Source organism: Burkholderia sp. MSMB1835 (assembly GCF_001526365.1).
In the GTDB taxonomy this organism is placed as follows: domain Bacteria; phylum Pseudomonadota; class Gammaproteobacteria; order Burkholderiales; family Burkholderiaceae; genus Burkholderia.
In genome coordinates this window covers 129,558-146,350 of record NZ_LOYP01000050.1, presented here as the reverse complement: position 1 = coordinate 146,350, position 16,793 = coordinate 129,558, and the positions used below count along the sequence as shown (strand labels likewise).

Below are 16,793 nucleotides of genomic sequence, written 5' to 3'. Positions count from 1 at the left end.
GATGCCACGTTTTGCCCGCCTTTTCGAAGCCGCTGCCGATACGCTGAACGCCTACTACCAGGCCGTCGCGGATGCCAATCTCGACGCGCTGCTGGCGTTGTGGATCGACGAGGATTTCGCCAGCTGCGTATGGGCGGACGGCGAGCATCTGCACGGCCTCGACCAGATCCGCGGCGGGCTCGCCAACCGGCTCGCGACGCGCCCGGTCACGATCGAGCCGCTCGACATCCGCGTGTACGACAGCCTCGGCACGGTCGTCTACACGATCGCCGAAGCGCATCAGCAGGCCGACCTGACGGCCGAACCCGACATGGTTTTCGCGACGTACGTGATGATTCACGAACGCGGCGAGTGGCGTATCGCGCACATCCACGCGAGCCCGATTCCTGAACAAGCGGCCGGACAATTCGCCGCGAAGATCCGTCACGGGCAGGGTCCGCTGCACTGACGAAGAACGAAGCAACGCATTAGCGGGGCGATCATGAGTACGGCTTCTCCGCCCACCTCGCCGCTGACCGGGGCCCCGGCCCCCGACGACGATTCATTGCGCTATCGCGCACCGCGCTGGCTGCCCAACAGCCATGTGCAAACCATCGTGCCCGCGCTGTTCGCGCGGCGTCCGGTTGTCGCTTACCGGCGAGAGCGATGGGAAACCCCCGACCACGACTTCATCGATCTCGACTGGGTCGCGCATCTCGACAGCGCGGCGCCGGCGCCCGACGCGCCGCTGTTCGTGCTGTTCCACGGCCTCGAAGGCAGCTCCGGCTCGCACTACGCGCTCGCGATGATGGCGGCCGCGCGCGCGAAGGGGTGGCACGCGGTCGTCCCGCACTTCCGCAGTTGCAGCGGCGAGATCAACCGCCAGCCGCGCTTCTACCATCTCGCCGACAGCGCCGAGGTCGACTGGATCCTGCGCCGGCTCGCCGCGCAGCATCGCGGGCCGCTGGTCGCGGCCGGCGTGTCGCTCGGCGGCAACGTGCTGCTGCGCTGGCTCGGCGAGCACCGCAGCGACACGTCGATCGTGCATGCCGCCGCCGCGATCTCGACGCCGATCGACGTGCACGCCGGTGGCCGCGCGCTGTCGCAGGGGTTCGCGATGGTCTATACGCGCAGCTTCCTGAAGACGCTCAAGCGCAAGGCGCTCGCCAAGCTCGACCAGTATCCGGGGCTGTTCGACCGCGAAGCGATGCTGCAGGCCGTGACGATGCGCGACTTCGACGAAGTCGTGACCGCGCCGCTGCACGGTTTCGCGAACGCGGACGACTACTGGACGAAGGCGACCACCCGGCCGCTGCTGCCCGCGATCGACGTGCCGACGCTGATCCTCAACGCCCGCAACGACCCGTTCCTGCCCGAATCGGCGCTGCCGGGGCCTGCCGACGTGTCGCCGGCCGTCGAGCTCGACCAGCCCGCGCACGGCGGTCACGCGGGCTTCATGACCGGGCCGTTCCCCGGCCGCCTCGACTGGCTGTCGGCGCGGGTGTTCGGCTATTGCTCGAAATTCGTCGACCATGGATGACATCGTCAGGCAGGCGCTCGCCAAATGGCCGAACGTGCCGGATTGCACCGGCTGGCTGCTGCTCGACCGGCGCGGCGCCTGGCGGCTGCGCGACGACGCCGCGCAGGCGGCCGGCGAGCTCGGCTCGCCGATCCGGCATGCGGCGCTGAACGCGTTCATCGGCCGCAACTACGCGTGCGACGAGCACGGCCAGTGGTTCTTCCAGAACGGGCCGCAGCGCGTGTACGTCGAACTCGCGTATACGCCGTGGGTCGTGCGGCTCGCCGAACGCGACGGGCAGCTTGCGCTCACCGACCAGACGGGCGCCCCGTTCGAACCGGACGCGGTCTGGCTCGACGACGGCGGCGGCGTGCTGTTTCGCGATGCAGGCCCCTCCGCACGCATCGCGGCGCTGCACGATCACGACCTCGGCTTGTTTGCCGATCATGCGGACTTCGACGCGACCCCGCCCGTGCTGCGCTGGCGCAACGGGCGCACGCTGACGCTCGGCCAGCTCGCTCGCGCCGACGTGCCGGCGACGTTCGGGTTCGTCGCGAGCCCCGCGCAGCGGGCGCGCGATGCGTCGAACGACGGCCGCTGACGCGCGATCGCCATAGCCGGCGTGTCACTCGTGTCACGCCTGCCCGCCCGACGGGCCGCTATCCGCGCCCGTTCTTCTCGTCGTCGCGCTCTTCCTTGTAGCGCGCCTCGAATTCCAGCAGCCGCGCGCCGATGATCGACTGCTCGTAGAACGATACGTCCTTCGCGTCGCGCGCTTCCTTCAGTTGCCGGATAGCCGACGGCCACGCGCCGTCTAGCGCCAGTTTCTCCGCCAGCGCCCGGCGCCGCGCGAGCACGTCGCCCTTGCCGTCGCTCGCCTTCGCGAGGTAATCCCACCAGTCCGGCTGTTCGGGGTCGGCCTTGGCCTGCGCCCGTGCGAGCGTCTGCGCTTCGGCGAAGCGGCGGGCGGCGATCAGCACCTGCAGGTGCGCGACGATCGCCGCGTGCGACGCCGGCCAGCGCCGCTGCGCAAGCGCCGAGAGCCGTACCGCGTCGTCGGTTCGGCCCGCACGGCGGGCGATGTCGGCGGCCAGCACGTCGAGGCTCGGCGAACTGCTCGCCGGATCGTCGTCGCGCCGCGCGCGCGCATCGAACGCGCTGCGCGCCGACGCGAGCGCCTTGTCCGCCGCGTCGTACTGGCCGAGCAGCGTGTTCGCGAGCGCGATGCCGTACCAGTTCGCCGCGACGTTCGGCGCCGTGCGATCGTCGATCTCGAGCTGCATTCGGCGCGCCTCGGCCGAGATGTCGGTCGGCGCCCGGTTCTGCAGGACGCGCAGCCGCGCGCGCACGAACCCGTATTCGGCCGACTGGCGCGGCTGCCGGTACGGCGCGCGCCGCGCACGGTCCTCCATGTCGGCAATCCGCTCGCCGGTCAGCGGGTGCGTGCGCGCATAGGCCGGCACGCCCGCATCGCCCATCGACGCGCGATCGAGCCGCTCGAAGAAGCCCGGCATCCCGTACGGGTCGTAGCCGGCCCCCGCAAGCAACTGGAAGCCGACGCGGTCGGCCTCGCGCTCGGCCGACCGCGAGAAGCGCAACTGGTTGTCGACCGCATACGCCTGCCCGCCCATCGCGATCGCGCTGCCGAGATCGCCGCTGCGCGCGAGCACGCCGGCCAGCACGCCGAGCAGCATCGTCGCGAGCGCCGTATAACCGGTCTTCTCGCTCGCGCCGATCATCCGCGCGATGTGCCGCTGCAGCACGTGGCCCATCTCGTGGCCGACCACCGATGCGAGCTCCGACTCCGTCTGCGTCGTCACCACCAGCCCGCTGTTGATCCCGATGAAGCCGCCCGGCATCGAGAACGCATTGATCTGCGGATCGCGCACCGGGAACAGGTCGAAGTCCGGCGTGTAGCCGCCGATGTAGCGCGCCGTCGCCGCGGCCGCGAGCCGCGCCGCCATCGCATTCAGGTAGTCGCGCACGAGCCAGTCGTCGAGATAGTCGGGATCGCGCCGCACTTCGCGCATCACGCGCTCGCCGAGCCGGCGCTCGGCTCGCGGCGTCAGCGAACCGCCGGAGCCGTCGCCGAGATCGGGCAGCTCCAGCGCACGCAGCGGCGCGCGCAGGCTCGCGACCGGCGCCGACGCACCGCCCGCGTCCGAAAACCGGCTCTCCGCGCCGCCGTACGTGCCGAACACGCCGGTCGCGATGCCGGACGGCACGGTGGAAATCGACGCCGAGCCGCCGCCCGCCGGCTCGAGCGGCGGCGCGGATGCGCTCTGTGCATGGCCGCCCGGCGGCAGCGCGAGCGCCGCCGACAGCGACACGGCAAGCAACTGTTTGACACGCATGGCAGGATGAAAACGACGCCGTCCCGCGCACCCGGCGCGCAGCGCGGCGTTTGGTCTGAATATTCGGGTCATTGTACCGGCGCCGCGACGACTGTCCCGTGCCGCGCATGCGGCATCTGCGCCTGCGGCAACGCGAACGCCGCTGCTATGATAGGCGCCCGTTGAGAGGTTGGATCGGTTCGTCGCGCCGGTGTGGAATCCGGTGGCCAGCCGATCGCGAAGCAGGATCGAGGCACGCGCGCGCGCACGCCGTTCCACTAGAGGAAGCCATGTCAGGACTCACCCATTTCGATGCCGCCGGCCACGCCCACATGGTCGACGTCGGCGGCAAGCAGGAAACGCAACGCATCGCGATCGCGCGCGGCACGATCCGGATGCTGCCGGCCACGTTCGCGCTGATCCGCGACGGCAAGGCCAAGAAAGGCGACGTGCTCGGCGTCGCGCGCATCGCGGCGATCCAGGGCGCGAAGCGCACGGCCGATCTCATTCCGCTGTGCCACCCGCTCGCGCTGACGCGCGTGGCCGTCGACTTCGAACTCGACGACGCGCTGCCGGGCGTGCATTGCGTCGCGCAGGTCGAGACGTTCGGCCGGACCGGCGTCGAGATGGAAGCGCTGACGGCCGTCCAGGTCGGACTGCTGACCGTCTACGACATGTGCAAGGCCGTCGATCGCGGGATGGTGATCACGGACGTGAGCGTGCGGGAAAAGCGCGGCGGGAAGTCGGGGGACTGGAAGGCGGAAGACGTCGCCGGCTGAGCGCACGCCGCGACGCACTCGCGCGCAGCTCGTGGGGGAATCGATGGTTGTCGTGATTTCCCGGTCGAACGACAGACCATCAGGAAACCACGTCGCCGATGGGGAGCGATTCGGTGAAATGCGTTGCGCCGCTGCCGTATGCGTGCCCCGGTGCGCCACCGTGCCGGCAGCTATCCGTTCCCATGTGAACCGGCCCTGACGGGCAAGCGCGGAAAACACCGTCACGATGCGTTGATCGACGGACGCGCGACGGCTTCGCGTCATTCGGCGCCACGCCGGACTGTCGCGGCACGAACCCGATACCCCGGAACTGAATCTGGACCGCGCGCCACGGCGCGGCGCCCGCCCCCGGCGTCACTGCCCGCGCTGCGGTTCGAACACGAACGGCTGGGTCAGCAAGAAAGGGTTCGCGGTCGCGCCAGTCTGCACGCACGTGGCGTGCGTCATCGCTTCGACGGCCGCGCGATCGGCCGCCGCATTGCGGCTGCTCGTCGTCACGGTGACGTTCTGCGCTTCGCCGGATGTCGTCATCAACGCACGCACCAGCACGGTCGCCGGACGCGTGAGCGGCTTCGCGGTATCCGGATAGACGGCACGCGGAATGTGGCAGGTCAGCTTGCTTTCCTGCGACGACGACAGCATCGCGCAGCCGGAAAACAGCATCGCGACGGCGGGCAGGATCAGGTAGGTCGAGCGAATGGCCATGGTCGAATATCGTTCTTCAGCACTGTCTGGGCACACGCGCCGCGCGACGGAAGCCTTCCCCGCCCGCATCGCGTATGTCTCGCTGCGCCGCGGCCATCGGACCGGCGCCCCGTTACGGCCGCACGGCCGAGCGACGCTCGACCGCGATCCTGCCCGGCGAAATGCCCGGATAGCCGGGAAGTTTTCCGTGTTCGCACCGGCTACGCCCCGCGCCGGCGCGCACGCCAGCGCTTTCGCGCATTGTGCACGCGCCGCCCGGCCAGCGGCGGCGATTTGACAATGGTTGACGCGAATCGCCGCCCATTCGACCGGAATCCGCGCGATCCGCGACGTAATCGATGGCCGACCGGAGCGGCACGCTACGCGCCGCGTCGTGTGGCGCCGACGTCAGCCGCCTTCGGCGCGACGCAACAGACGCCGGCATTCCCCGTTCCGGCGTGCGCGACGTGCACGACGTGCGTCAATCCGAATCGTCGTCGTCCGAATCGTCGCCCTCGTCGGCCGGTGCTTCCCCGTACTTCGCGACGACGGCCGCCCTGAACGCCTTCAGCGCCGGCTCCTGGTCGCACAGCTTGTACAACGAGGCCAGTTGCTGCGGCCAGTCCTTCAATTCCTTCGCGAACACATGCAGGCGCGCGACGGTATCGAGGGCGTCGGCTTCGCGGCCGGCCAGCGCCTGCAGTACCGCGTAGCGGCGCAGCACCGTCTCGCCCGGCAGCAGCGCGATCGCGCGCTCGTGCGCGGCGAGCTTGGCCGGCAAATCGTCCGGCGAAATCGGGAGCAGCGTCGCCGCACCGTAATCGCCCCACGCGCCGAACAGCAGCGACGGCGCATCGCGGTACTGCGCGGCCGGGCTGCTGCCGTAATAGAGCACTTCCGCGCGCTGGTAGTCGCGCAGCACCGGCACCGCCGCCAGCACGCCGCCGAACGACAGCACCGCGAACAGCCCGAATGCCGCACGCCCCGGCAGGATGCGCAGCGGCTTCACCTCGAGCAGCCCGATCACGAACATCGCCGGCAGCAGGAAGAACATGTATTGCTGCGGATATTCGACGAGCGCATGCATCAGCAGGATGCCGATCAGCGCGAAGCCGAACACGCGCATGCTCGACTGCGGCCCCCGCACCGCGCGCACGAACCACGTGACGAGCGCGACGGCGAGCACGCCGAGCCCGACGAGACCGGACTTCGCGAGCAGGTCGATGAAGATGTCGTGCGAATTGTTCGCGATCTCGACGCCGCCGAGCGTGCGCACGAGCGCAAACTGGTGCGACGGGAATTCGCCCCAACCGACCCCGAGCAGCGGATGCTCGCGGAACATCGCGAGCCCGTACTTCCACAACGCGAGGCGCGGCGCGATCTGCCCGGCATCGCGCATCCGGTCGGCGGCCGACTCCGCGAGATTCAGGTGGTAGTGCACGTTGGCCCAGCGCACCGCGACGTTCACCGCGACGAACGCGACGGCGAGCACGACCGGTATCAGCCACGCACGCGCATTGCCCGGCGTGCGGCGCGATTCGACCCACGCCATCCAGAAGCCCGCGACGACCATCACCGCGACCTGCAGCCACGGCCCGCGCGACACCGTCAGCGCGAGACCGACCGACAGCACGAGCGACAGCGCGAGCCACGCCCACACCGCGAGCCGGCGAGTCTGCACCAGATACAGCGCGCCCGCGAGCGCAAAGGCGATGTAGCTGGCCAGGTGATTCGCCTGCGCCATGTTGCCGTATGGACGGCGGTCGACCGCGATGTTGTACACCACGACGAACGGCGACACGGCCGACTCGAGGTGGAACAACTGCACGATCTGGGTACCGACGGCGAACACGCCGCCGACGAGCAGCGCACCGGCCATCATCCGCGACACGGTTTCCGCCATGCCGTCGCGCGCCAGCGCGTAGCCGGCCTGCATGGCAACCAGCGCGGCCGCGAGATAACCGACCGCCAGCCAGTTCATCGACGGCACCTTGAGCGGGATCAGCGCGACCTGCGCGATCAACACCGCCGCGAAGCCGAGCGGCGCGGCGAACGCAGCCGGCGCGGCAAACGGCTGGGCCGGGCGGCCGGTGCGCGCAAGCAGCACGACGGATACGCCCACCAGCAGATACAGCACCAGTGCGGAAAACTCGGAATAGAAGGTCGGGATCGGATACGTGTGATTCGTGATCGCGTACGGCACGATCAGGGCGACAGCCAGCGCAACGAGCGACAACGAACGGGAAAAAGTAGAAGGCATGAGCGAACCGGATGTCAGCAACCGGCGCACTATACAAAACTTTCCCTGCTCTGTGCGGGGCTGTCGCTCCGCGAGCCGGCGCGGGGCCGCGGCCCCCGCCGGCCGAATCGGCGGCCGGCGGGCCGCATGCGCGGCCGCCTTCCTTCTGCGCCAGCCTTATGCGCGGCACTCCGCCGGTGCATATTTCGCGGGCAGCGTCGCGGCGGCGCCCGGCAACGGCCCCGCGCCCGGCGCCGGCAGCGACGACGCGTCCTTGCCGGCGGCGAAGCACTCCCATGCAATCGCGCCCGCCTGTATCGCCCCCCTTTTGAGCGGCACGCGCGCGGTGGGCGCATCGGCCTTGTCGGGCGCAGACGGCACGAGCACCAGCGTATTCGCGCCGGCCGCGGCGACGCGCGTGGTGAACGCGACCGTGATCTGGCCGGTCGCGCCGTCGATCGTGACGGATTCGACGTTGCGGGTCGCGGCAGGCGGACTGTAGCCGCCGTCGAGGCTCGCACCGCTCGCGGCATTGTCGGCGACCGCGAGCCGCGCGGACGACGCGAGCGCAAGCCCCTCGCCGACGCGCGACCGCGCGAGGTAATCCTGGTACGCGGGAATCGCATAGGCTGCGACGACGCCGACGATCGCGAGCACGATCATCAGTTCGATCAGCGTGAAGCCGGCCGGCCGCCAGCGCGGCGACGGCCGACTCGCGCGCCGGAGATCGGCGGCAACGCGACGGAACAGGGAAACGGAAAAGGCTTCGAACATGACAGGCTCCGGAAACGAAAAACGCCTGCCGATACAGGCAGGCGTCTCGATCGTAGCCAGCAGGCCGCGAGGCCGACAGTCGGCCGGATGGCCAGTCAGCCGTCAGTGCGCGTGGGGCACGCTGCGGCGTTTCCTGAGCGCGTAACCGATCGCGACGACGAACAGCGCGCCGGCGATGCTCGCGCCGTATACCACCGACGGCGTATCGAGCACCGGCCAGCGATCGCCGACCGGGTCGTTCACGATCAGCCCGCCCGCGATCCAGCCGAGCAGCCCGGCGCCGAACGCCACGACGACCGGGAAACGATCGAGCAGCTTCATCACCAGCGTGCTGCCCCATACGATGATCGGCACGCTGACGACCAGCCCGAAGATCACGAGCGCGATCCGGTGCGACGGATCGGCCTGCTCGGCCGCGCCGGCGATCGCGATCACGTTGTCGAGGCTCATGACCGCATCGGCGATCACGATCGTCTTGACGGCGTCCCACAGCCGGTCGGCCGGCTTGATGTCGTCGTGCGCGTCGGCGGCCGGCGCCATCAGCTTGATGCCGATCCACAGCAGCAGCAGCCCGCCGCCGAGCTTCAGGAACGGCACGTCGAGCAGCGCGACCGCGAACGTGATCAGCGCGACGCGCAGCAGGATCGCCCCCGCGGTGCCCCAGACGACCCCGCGCAGCCGCTGGTTCGCCGGCAGGTTGCGACACGCGAGCGCGATCACGACCGCGTTGTCGCCGCCGAGCAGGATATCGATGATGACGATCTGGAGAATGGCGCCCCAGTGCAGCGAGGTCAGGAATTCGAGCATGGCGGTGAGGACAGGACGGCGGCCGCCTCGCGGGCGACCCGGTTCATCGCCGGCACATGCACGACGCATGCCCGGTGCTTACGAATTCATTGCGCGAGCATAACAAAAAACGCCGGCAAAGCCGGCGTTTTCTGCAGGACGAGCCCGACGGAAATTATTACAGCGCCTTCTTCAGCAGACGGCCCATTTCCGACGGGTTGCGCGTGACGGTGATGCCGCACGCTTCCATGATTTCCAGCTTCGCTTCGGCCGTATCCGCACCGCCCGAGATCAGCGCGCCGGCGTGGCCCATGCGCTTGCCCGGAGGCGCCGTGACGCCGGCGATGAAGCCGACGACCGGCTTCTTCATGTTGTCCTTGATCCACTCGGCGGCATTGGCTTCGTCCGGACCGCCGATTTCGCCGATCATCACGACCGCATCCGTATCCGGATCGTCGTTGAACATCTTCATCACGTCGATGTGCTTCAGACCGTTGATCGGGTCGCCGCCGATACCGACTGCCGACGACTGGCCGAGGCCGAGCGCCGTCAGTTGGGCGACCGCTTCATACGTCAGCGTGCCCGAACGCGACACGACGCCGATGCGGCCCTTGCGGTGGATGTGACCCGGCATGATGCCGATCTTCAGTTCGTCCGGCGTGATCGTGCCCGGGCAGTTCGGCCCGAGCAGCAGCGTCTTGCGGCCTTCGCGACGCATGCGGTCCTTCACTTCGATCATGTCACGCACGGGGATGCCTTCCGTGATGCAGATCGCGAGATCGAGGTCGGCTTCGACCGCTTCCCAGATCGCAGCCGCTGCGCCTGCCGGCGGAACGTAGATGACCGACACGGTCGCGCCGGTTTCCGCCTTCGCTTCCTTGACGCTCGCGTAGATCGGAATGCCTTCGAAATCTTCGCCGGCCTTCTTCGGGTTCACGCCCGCGACGAATGCTTCGCGGCCGTTTGCGTATTCACGGCAGGCGCGCGTATGGAACTGACCGGTTTTGCCGGTAATGCCCTGCGTGATGACCTTCGTGTCCTTGTTGATCAGAATCGACATGTATTTTGACCTCTGTTCGATTGGCGTCGCGAGCTAACCGCGCCGCCATGCGTGTTCATTGAGCGCGCTTACTTGCCTGCGGCAGCCGCGACGACCTTCTGCGCAGCCTCTTCCATGCTGTCGGCCGAGATGATCGGCAGGCCCGAATCGGCCAGCATCTTCTTGCCGAGGTCTTCGTTCGTGCCCTTCATGCGCACGACGAGCGGCACGTTCAGGTTCACGGCCTTCGAACCGGCGATCACGCCTTCCGCGATCACGTCGCAGCGCATGATGCCGCCGAAGATGTTCACGAGGATCGCCTTCAGGTCCGGGTTCTTCAGCATCAGCTTGAACGCTTCCGTGACCTTCTCGGTCGTCGCGCCACCGCCGACGTCCAGGAAGTTCGCCGGCTCGCCGCCGAACAGCTTGATGGTGTCCATCGTCGCCATCGCGAGGCCTGCGCCGTTCACGAGGCAGCCGATGTTGCCGTCGAGCGAGATGTACGCGAGGTCGAACTTCGACGCTTCGATTTCAGCCGGATCTTCTTCGTCCAGATCGCGGTACGCGACGATTTCCGGGTGGCGGAACAGCGCGTTCGAGTCGAAGTTGAACTTCGCGTCGAGTGCGGTGACCTTGCCGTCGCCGGAGACGTTCAGCGGGTTGATTTCAGCCAGCGATGCGTCGGTTTCCCAGAATGCCTTGTACAGGCCTTGCAGGATCGCGCGCGCTTGCGGAATCGAAGCGGCCGGCACGCCGATCTTCGCGGCGAGGTCGTCGGCCTGGGCGTCCAGCAGGCCCGTCGACGGCTCGACGATGACCTTGTGGATCAGTTCCGGGTGCTTTTCGGCGACTTCTTCGATGTCCATGCCGCCTTCGCTCGAACCCATCAGCACGATCTTCTGCGAGATGCGGTCGACGACGAGGCTGACATACAGTTCCTGCTTGATGTCGGCGCCTTCTTCGATCATCAGACGGTTGACCTTCTGGCCTTCCGGGCCCGTCTGGTGCGTGACGAGCTGCATGCCGAGGATCTGGTTCGCGTATTCGCGCACCTGCTCGATCGACTTCGCCACCTTCACGCCGCCGCCCTTGCCACGGCCACCCGCGTGAATCTGAGCCTTCACGACCCAAACCGGGCCGCCGAGCTCTTCCGCCACCTTGACGGCCTCGTCCACCGAGAACGCCGGCTTGCCGCGCGGTACCGCGACGCCGAATTTCCGCAGGATTTCCTTACCCTGGTACTCGTGAATCTTCATGCGTGATTCCCTTCAGTCTGAGAGTTGGATGAAATGTCGCTTAAGACGCTTCTTCGAATGATTTCCGTTCATTCCTTCGTGCTGCCTTCACCGGGTAGATCCGGCCGAATCGGGCCATACCAGCGCGGGTAGTACTGCCGCACGACCTCGCCGTCGAATCGCAGCGCACGGCAGCGGCCGAGCTGGAACGGCGGTTCGGCGTGCACGCCGTCATGGGCCGGCCCTTCGCCGCCCTCCTCGCGCACGTTCCACACGTCACCGGCGAACGCCTGGATCGCGGCCGTCGGCAGCACGGCGCACAGTTCGGTGAGATGGGAACAGCCTGCGACGCCGGCGAGCAGCCGGTTCGCGTTGCGGCGGAAATTGCGGAAGAGATTGAGCCCGACGAGGGCTCGATAGGCGGGAGTGGCGGATTGACAGTGACCGGGATAGGGCACCCATTCCGAAGACGCTTCGGCGTCGACGACATTGAGGTCACGATCGATGGTCACGCGCAGCCAGAGTTCGTGGATCGGCAGGCCCTGGGGCCGGATGCCCGACGCAAGCGCGACATCGCGCGGCTTGTGGTCGGTCAGGCAGGCTTCGATGTCCCACAAGCCGTCGCCGCGCTCGTAGGCTTCCGCTCGGATTGCGCGTCGATGTCGCAACTGACGGGGCACGGGCTCGGATAGCGGCATGCTGGAGGTTGAGGCCGAAGAGGAAAACCCGTGGATTTTAGCATATTGGGTATTTGAGACAGTTTGCCGCGACGGCGGGTATTCCCGCCTGCCGGAAGCGGTTGCAATGCAGCAAAATCGCGCGCCACGCGCGCGACCGGGCGCGTCAGTCGTCGATCGGGAAATCGTCGCCGATTTTCAGCAACTTCACGATGGTCGCACTCGAGAAGCCGCGCGCGGCAAGGAAACGCGCCTGCTTCGCGTGCTCGGCGGGCGTTTGCGGCAGTGCACCGAATTTCTTGCGCCAGACGGCCTGCGCGCGCGTCAATTCGGTCTCGCGCAATTGGGCATGCACCTCTTCGACGAGACCGTCGCCGACCGCATGGCGCTTCAGCTCGCTGACGATGCGCGCGACGCCGACGCGCGACGCGCGACGATGGACGAGACTCTCGGCGAAGCGCGCGTCGGACAGCCAGCCTTCCTTTTCCAGCGCATCGAGCACCGGCTCGACGGATTCGTCCTCGCCGACGTAGGGTGCGAGCTTGCGCGCGAGCTCCGCGCGGCTGTGTTCGCGCCTCGACAGATAGCCGAGCGCGCGCCCCTTCAATGAGCGCGGCGGCTTCGACGACTTGCGCTCGCCGGCGCCCGGCGCGTCGCTCGAAGCAGCATCCGACGACGCACCGGCTGCACGGCGTGTACGGCGCGGATGCTGGCTGCTGCGCGTATAGACATCTTCTGCCGCGGGCGAATCGGCTGTGCGATCGCCCGGGAAGCGGACACCGGACACGCGACGGCGCGAGCGATCGTGTGCGTCGAACGACTCGTCGTCGTCGAACGGATCGTCCGGTGCGGCAATCTCAAACGAAACGAGGGCATCGTCGGATGCCCTCGTCGCGGTGCGGTTCGCGGCGTTGCCGCCTGCGTCACGCCGATCGGCGCCCGAGGATCCGGCTCGCCGGCCGGTGCGCCCCGCCCTTTCGGGCATGTCGCGCTCCGCCGGCTCGCCAGTCTGACCTCGGCGCACAACCATTACTCTTCTTCGTCCAACGCCTCGGCTTCGTTGCCTACGCCATCGGGCATGCTGACGACGCCGAGCGATTCGCGGATGCGGTTCTCGATCTCGCGCGCGATTTCCGGATTTTCGCGCAGGAATTCACGCGCGTTGTCCTTGCCCTGGCCGATCTTCTCGCCGTTGTAGCTGTACCAGGCGCCGGCCTTGTCGACGATCTTCGCCTGCACGCCGAGATCGATGATCTCGCCCTGACGCGAAATGCCCTCGCCATACAGGATGTCGAAGATCGCCTCGCGGAACGGCGGCGACACCTTGTTCTTGACGACCTTCACGCGGGTTTCGTTGCCGATCACCTCGTCGTTCTTCTTGATCGAGCCGATCCGGCGGATGTCGAGACGCACCGACGCATAAAACTTGAGCGCGTTGCCGCCCGTCGTGGTTTCGGGGTTGCCGAACATCACGCCGATCTTCATCCGGATCTGGTTGATGAAGATCACGAGGCAGTTCGTGCGCTTGATCGTGCCGGTGAGCTTGCGCAGCGCCTGCGACATCAGGCGCGCCTGCAGACCCGGCAGCGAATCGCCCATCTCGCCTTCGATTTCGGCCTTCGGCACGAGCGCCGCGACCGAGTCGATGACGATCATGTCGATCGAACCCGAGCGCACCAGCGCGTCGGTGATTTCCAGCGCCTGCTCGCCGGTATCCGGCTGCGAGATCAGCAGTTCCGGCACATTGACGCCGAGCTTGGACGCGTACTGGACATCGAGCGCGTGCTCGGCGTCGATGAACGCGGCCGTGCCGCCCAGCTTCTGCAGTTCGGCGATGACCTGCAGCGTGAGCGTGGTTTTACCGGACGATTCCGGACCGTAAATCTCGACCACCCGGCCGCGCGGCAGGCCGCCGACGCCGAGCGCGATATCGAGACCCAGCGAGCCCGTGGAGACGACCTGGATGTCCTCGGCCGCTTCGCCGTCGCCCATCCGCATGATCGACCCTTTGCCGAACTGCTTCTCGATCTGTGCGAGTGCGGCCGCCAGCGCCTTGCTCTTCTCGGCGGTCATCCCGGAGCCCTTCTTGCTATCTTCCATGAATCGTCCTTTGCTATGATGAGCAGCGTCTGTCAGAGGCGCGCCCGCTTCAAGCGCTGCCCACGAATGCAGACACTGTATAAAAAAACAGTGTTTTATGCAAGCCCGCAATGCAGGCTGCGTTGTACACGGATAATTTCGGAGACAGCCGCGCCGGCATGCACGCCCGCCGGCCATCGGTCAGCAACATGCGAATCCTCATCGCCGAAGACGACAGCATACTCGCGGACGGCCTCACCCGGTCACTCCGCCAATCGGGCTATGCCGTCGATCACGTGAAGAGCGGCGTCGACGCCGACACCGCGCTGTCGATGCAGACCTTCGACCTGCTGATCCTCGATCTCGGGCTACCGAAAATGTCCGGCCTCGACGTGCTCAAGCGCCTGCGCGCGCGCAATTCCAATCTGCCCGTGCTGATCCTGACCGCCGCCGACAGCGTCGACGAACGCGTGAAGGGGCTCGATCTCGGCGCCGACGACTACATGGCCAAGCCGTTCGCGCTCAACGAGCTCGAGGCGCGCGTGCGTGCGCTGACCCGGCGCGGCGCCGGCGGCGGCCCGACCGTCGTGCGTCATGGCTCGCTCGCGTTCGACCAGGTCGGGCGCATCGCGTACGCGAACGATCACGTGCTCGATCTTTCCGCGCGCGAACTCGGCCTGCTCGAGGTGCTGCTGCAGCGGATCGGCCGCCTCGTGTCGAAGGAACAGCTCGTCGATCATCTGTGCGAATGGGGCGAGGAAGTCAGCAACAACGCGATCGAAGTCTACGTGCACCGGCTGCGCAAGAAGATCGAACCGAGCGGCGTGCGGATCTCGACCGTGCGCGGCCTCGGCTATTGCCTCGAGAAGGCCGCGCCCGCGACGCCGGCCGACACGGCGGCGCCCCAGCCCGCGGCGGCCGGCACGCCGCTGCGCTGACGCCGGGCGGCGCCGCGATGGCCACGCCGGCCCATTCCCGCCACCCGACCGGCGCGCCGTCGTCGGCTGCCGACGAGGCGCGCGACGCGCGCTACGAGAACCCGTTCGCGCCGCCCGACGAAACCGAGTCGCCCGAAACGCCGCGCCCGCGCTCGCTGTTCGGCGAAATCCTCGACTGGATGCTCGCGCCGCTGCTGCTGCTGTGGCCGATGAGCATCGCCGTCACCTATCTCGTCGCGAAGACGATCGCGAACGGCCCGTTCGACCGCGCGCTCGAGACCAACGCGTACGTGCTTGCGCGGCAGATCCATCCGGTCAACGGCGTCGCCGAGCTGACGCTGCCGGAGCAAACGCGCGACTTCCTGCGCGCGGACAACATCGACAGCGTCTACTTCCAGGTGCTCGGCACGCGCGGCGAGCTGGTCGCGGGCGAGGCCGACATGCCGCTGCCGCGCGACGAGGACCGCCCGCCGCCGGGCGTCGTCGTGTTCCGCGACGACCTGCTGCGCGGCAACGACGTGCGCGTCGCGTATACGACCGTCGCGCTGCCGCAGGCGAGCGGCGCGCAGCCCGTGCTCGTGCAGGTCGGCGAGACGCTCGACAAGCGCAACGCGCTCGCGAACGACATCATCAAGGGCGTGATCCTGCCGCAATTCGTGATCCTGCCGCTCGCGATCCTGCTCGTCTGGTTCGGGCTGTCGCGCGGGCTCGCGCCGCTCAACGCGCTGCAGGCGCACATTCGCGCGCGGCGGCCGGACGACCTGTCGCCCGTCGAGGCGCAGCGCGCGCCGCCCGAGATCGAACCGCTCGTCACGTCGTTCAACGACCTGCTCGCGCGCCTCGAACAGAACATGGCGCTGCAAAAGCGCTTCATCGCCGACGCCGCGCACCAGATGAAGACGCCGCTCGCGGGCCTGCGCACGCAGGCCGAGTTCGCGCTGCGCCACGCGGTGCCGCCCGACGTGCAGCGCTCGCTCGAGCAGATCGCGACGAGCTCCGAGCAGGCCGCGCGGCTCGTCACGCAACTGCTGGCGCTCGCGCGCGCCGAGAACCGCGCGAGCGGGCTCACGTTCGAGCCGGTCGAGATCGCCGCGCTCGCGCGGCGCACGGTGCGCGACTGGGTACAGGCCGCGCTCGCGAAACGCATGGACCTCGGGTACGAAGGCCCGGACGACGACGCGCCGCTCGATGTCGACGGCAACCCGGTGATGCTGCGCGAGATGCTCGGCAACCTGGTCGACAACGCGATCCGCTATACGCCGGAAGGCGGCCGCATCACCGTGCGCGTGCGCGCCGAGCCCGCGGCGCGGCGCGTGCATCTCGAAGTCGAGGATACCGGCCCCGGCATCCCGGCCGGCGAGCGCGAGCGCGTCGTCGAGCGCTTCTACCGGATCCTCGGCCGCGAAGGCGACGGCAGCGGCCTCGGGCTCGCGATCGTGCGCGAGATCGCCACGCAGCACGGCGGCACGCTGACGCTCGACGATCACGTCTACCAGCACGCGCCGCGTCTCGCCGGCACGCTCGTGCGCATCAGCCTGCCGCTGGCCGACCCTGCCCCGGATTAACCCTGATGTGCGCCGCCGCGGCTCGGCGCAAATCCGTCGAAACCGGCGATTTACCGGACGTTCGCACCACGATCGGGCCGCGAAATGGCCGATTCGACACGGGTTAACGCGCAGTCGGTTTGTACGCGCGAGTCAGTGCGCCGTAAGTTTCCGTGCCAATAATCGTC

Annotated in this window: 16 protein-coding genes; 6 read left to right on the top strand and 10 right to left on the bottom strand. The window is 68.2% G+C overall.

The features are described from left to right. Position 1 precedes the first annotated feature (1 nt). The 3 genes from WS96_RS23425 to WS96_RS23415 are packed head-to-tail and all read left to right on the top strand — an operon-like array spanning position 2 to position 2,099. Positions 2 to 448 carry a nuclear transport factor 2 family protein gene (locus WS96_RS23425; RefSeq protein ID WP_006477934.1) on the top strand — a complete coding sequence of 149 codons (447 nt, stop codon included), beginning with the start codon at positions 2 to 4 and terminating at the stop codon, positions 446 to 448. A gap of 33 nt (positions 449 to 481) precedes the next feature. Continuing rightward, positions 482 to 1,519 (top strand): hydrolase, encoded by a 1,038-nt coding sequence (locus WS96_RS23420; protein WP_059780555.1) that lies wholly within the window; start codon positions 482 to 484, stop codon positions 1,517 to 1,519. Continuing rightward, entirely contained in the window at positions 1,512 to 2,099 is a 588-nt protein-coding gene (locus WS96_RS23415; RefSeq protein WP_059835747.1) for a DUF2946 family protein, read from the top strand. The genes WS96_RS23420 and WS96_RS23415 overlap by 8 nt, the downstream gene beginning before the upstream one ends. Positions 2,100 to 2,157: 58 nt before the next feature. Here WS96_RS23415 and WS96_RS23410 read toward each other — a convergent pair whose 3' ends face one another. Beyond that, positions 2,158 to 3,852, bottom strand: a complete 1,695-nt coding sequence (locus tag WS96_RS23410) for a M48 family metalloprotease (RefSeq protein WP_059835745.1) — start codon at positions 3,850 to 3,852, stop codon at positions 2,158 to 2,160. A gap of 269 nt (positions 3,853 to 4,121) precedes the next feature. Here WS96_RS23410 and moaC point away from each other — a divergent pair, with 269 nt between their 5' ends. Then, entirely contained in the window at positions 4,122 to 4,610 is a 489-nt protein-coding gene (gene moaC, locus WS96_RS23405) for a cyclic pyranopterin monophosphate synthase MoaC (protein ID WP_027789220.1), read from the top strand. A 354-nt stretch (positions 4,611 to 4,964) separates the two neighbouring features. Here the strand turns inward: moaC and WS96_RS23400 are convergent, their stop codons facing one another. From WS96_RS23400 to recA, 9 genes are all read right to left on the bottom strand, one after another. Beyond that, positions 4,965 to 5,315, bottom strand: a complete 351-nt coding sequence (locus WS96_RS23400; protein ID WP_059504564.1) for a TonB family protein — start codon at positions 5,313 to 5,315, stop codon at positions 4,965 to 4,967. A gap of 460 nt (positions 5,316 to 5,775) precedes the next feature. Beyond that, positions 5,776 to 7,554 (bottom strand): PglL family O-oligosaccharyltransferase, encoded by a 1,779-nt coding sequence (locus WS96_RS23395; RefSeq protein ID WP_059835743.1) that lies wholly within the window; start codon positions 7,552 to 7,554, stop codon positions 5,776 to 5,778. A gap of 156 nt (positions 7,555 to 7,710) precedes the next feature. Beyond that, positions 7,711 to 8,307 (bottom strand): pilin, encoded by a 597-nt coding sequence (locus tag WS96_RS23390; protein ID WP_059835741.1) that lies wholly within the window; start codon positions 8,305 to 8,307, stop codon positions 7,711 to 7,713. Positions 8,308 to 8,409: 102 nt separating this feature from the next. After that, entirely contained in the window at positions 8,410 to 9,114 is a 705-nt protein-coding gene (locus WS96_RS23385; protein WP_059780549.1) for a TerC family protein, read from the bottom strand. A gap of 157 nt (positions 9,115 to 9,271) precedes the next feature. After that, a complete protein-coding gene (gene sucD / locus WS96_RS23380; protein ID WP_006477916.1) occupies positions 9,272 to 10,153 on the bottom strand; it encodes a succinate--CoA ligase subunit alpha in 882 nt (293 codons plus the stop codon). Positions 10,154 to 10,221: 68 nt separating this feature from the next. Continuing rightward, positions 10,222 to 11,388, bottom strand: a complete 1,167-nt coding sequence (gene sucC / locus WS96_RS23375) for an ADP-forming succinate--CoA ligase subunit beta (protein ID WP_006477915.1) — start codon at positions 11,386 to 11,388, stop codon at positions 10,222 to 10,224. A gap of 68 nt (positions 11,389 to 11,456) precedes the next feature. Further along, positions 11,457 to 12,065 (bottom strand): DUF2889 domain-containing protein, encoded by a 609-nt coding sequence (locus WS96_RS23370; RefSeq protein ID WP_034208297.1) that lies wholly within the window; start codon positions 12,063 to 12,065, stop codon positions 11,457 to 11,459. Positions 12,066 to 12,210: 145 nt separating this feature from the next. Next, on the bottom strand, positions 12,211 to 13,074 hold the full coding sequence (recX, locus tag WS96_RS23365; RefSeq protein WP_059835739.1) for a recombination regulator RecX: 864 nt from the start codon (positions 13,072 to 13,074) through the stop codon (positions 12,211 to 12,213). Next, the gene (gene recA, locus WS96_RS23360) at positions 13,074 to 14,144 is read right to left on the bottom strand and encodes a recombinase RecA (protein ID WP_059504553.1); all 1,071 of its coding nucleotides are present in this window, start codon (positions 14,142 to 14,144) and stop codon (positions 13,074 to 13,076) included. The genes recX and recA overlap by 1 nt, the downstream gene beginning before the upstream one ends. Positions 14,145 to 14,332: 188 nt before the next feature. Here recA and WS96_RS23355 point away from each other — a divergent pair, with 188 nt between their 5' ends. Both WS96_RS23355 and WS96_RS23350 read left to right on the top strand, forming a co-directional pair. Further along, positions 14,333 to 15,061 carry a response regulator transcription factor gene (locus WS96_RS23355; protein ID WP_059835790.1) on the top strand — a complete coding sequence of 243 codons (729 nt, stop codon included), beginning with the start codon at positions 14,333 to 14,335 and terminating at the stop codon, positions 15,059 to 15,061. A gap of 17 nt (positions 15,062 to 15,078) precedes the next feature. Continuing rightward, complete coding sequence (locus WS96_RS23350; RefSeq protein WP_059835737.1) at positions 15,079 to 16,626, top strand: sensor histidine kinase; 1,548 nt, start codon at positions 15,079 to 15,081, stop codon at positions 16,624 to 16,626. Positions 16,627 to 16,793 lie beyond the last annotated feature (167 nt).

Coding starts and splice junctions, on each gene's coding strand:
- WS96_RS23410 (WP_059835745.1), bottom strand. CDS start 3,852: ATGCGTGTCAAACAGTTGCTTGCCGTGTCGCTGTCGGCGGCGCTCGCG.
- WS96_RS23390 (WP_059835741.1), bottom strand. CDS start 8,307: ATGTTCGAAGCCTTTTCCGTTTCCCTGTTCCGTCGCGTTGCCGCCGAT.
- sucC (WP_006477915.1), bottom strand. CDS start 11,388: ATGAAGATTCACGAGTACCAGGGTAAGGAAATCCTGCGGAAATTCGGC.
- WS96_RS23350 (WP_059835737.1), top strand. CDS start 15,079: ATGGCCACGCCGGCCCATTCCCGCCACCCGACCGGCGCGCCGTCGTCG.
- WS96_RS23420 (WP_059780555.1), top strand. CDS start 482: ATGAGTACGGCTTCTCCGCCCACCTCGCCGCTGACCGGGGCCCCGGCC.
- WS96_RS23355 (WP_059835790.1), top strand. CDS start 14,333: ATGCGAATCCTCATCGCCGAAGACGACAGCATACTCGCGGACGGCCTC.
- WS96_RS23370 (WP_034208297.1), bottom strand. CDS start 12,065: ATGCCGCTATCCGAGCCCGTGCCCCGTCAGTTGCGACATCGACGCGCA.
- recA (WP_059504553.1), bottom strand. CDS start 14,144: ATGGAAGATAGCAAGAAGGGCTCCGGGATGACCGCCGAGAAGAGCAAG.
- moaC (WP_027789220.1), top strand. CDS start 4,122: ATGTCAGGACTCACCCATTTCGATGCCGCCGGCCACGCCCACATGGTC.
- WS96_RS23415 (WP_059835747.1), top strand. CDS start 1,512: ATGGATGACATCGTCAGGCAGGCGCTCGCCAAATGGCCGAACGTGCCG.
- sucD (WP_006477916.1), bottom strand. CDS start 10,153: ATGTCGATTCTGATCAACAAGGACACGAAGGTCATCACGCAGGGCATT.
- recX (WP_059835739.1), bottom strand. CDS start 13,074: ATGGTTGTGCGCCGAGGTCAGACTGGCGAGCCGGCGGAGCGCGACATG.
- WS96_RS23385 (WP_059780549.1), bottom strand. CDS start 9,114: ATGCTCGAATTCCTGACCTCGCTGCACTGGGGCGCCATTCTCCAGATC.
- WS96_RS23400 (WP_059504564.1), bottom strand. CDS start 5,315: ATGGCCATTCGCTCGACCTACCTGATCCTGCCCGCCGTCGCGATGCTG.
- WS96_RS23395 (WP_059835743.1), bottom strand. CDS start 7,554: ATGCCTTCTACTTTTTCCCGTTCGTTGTCGCTCGTTGCGCTGGCTGTC.
- WS96_RS23425 (WP_006477934.1), top strand. CDS start 2: ATGCCACGTTTTGCCCGCCTTTTCGAAGCCGCTGCCGATACGCTGAAC.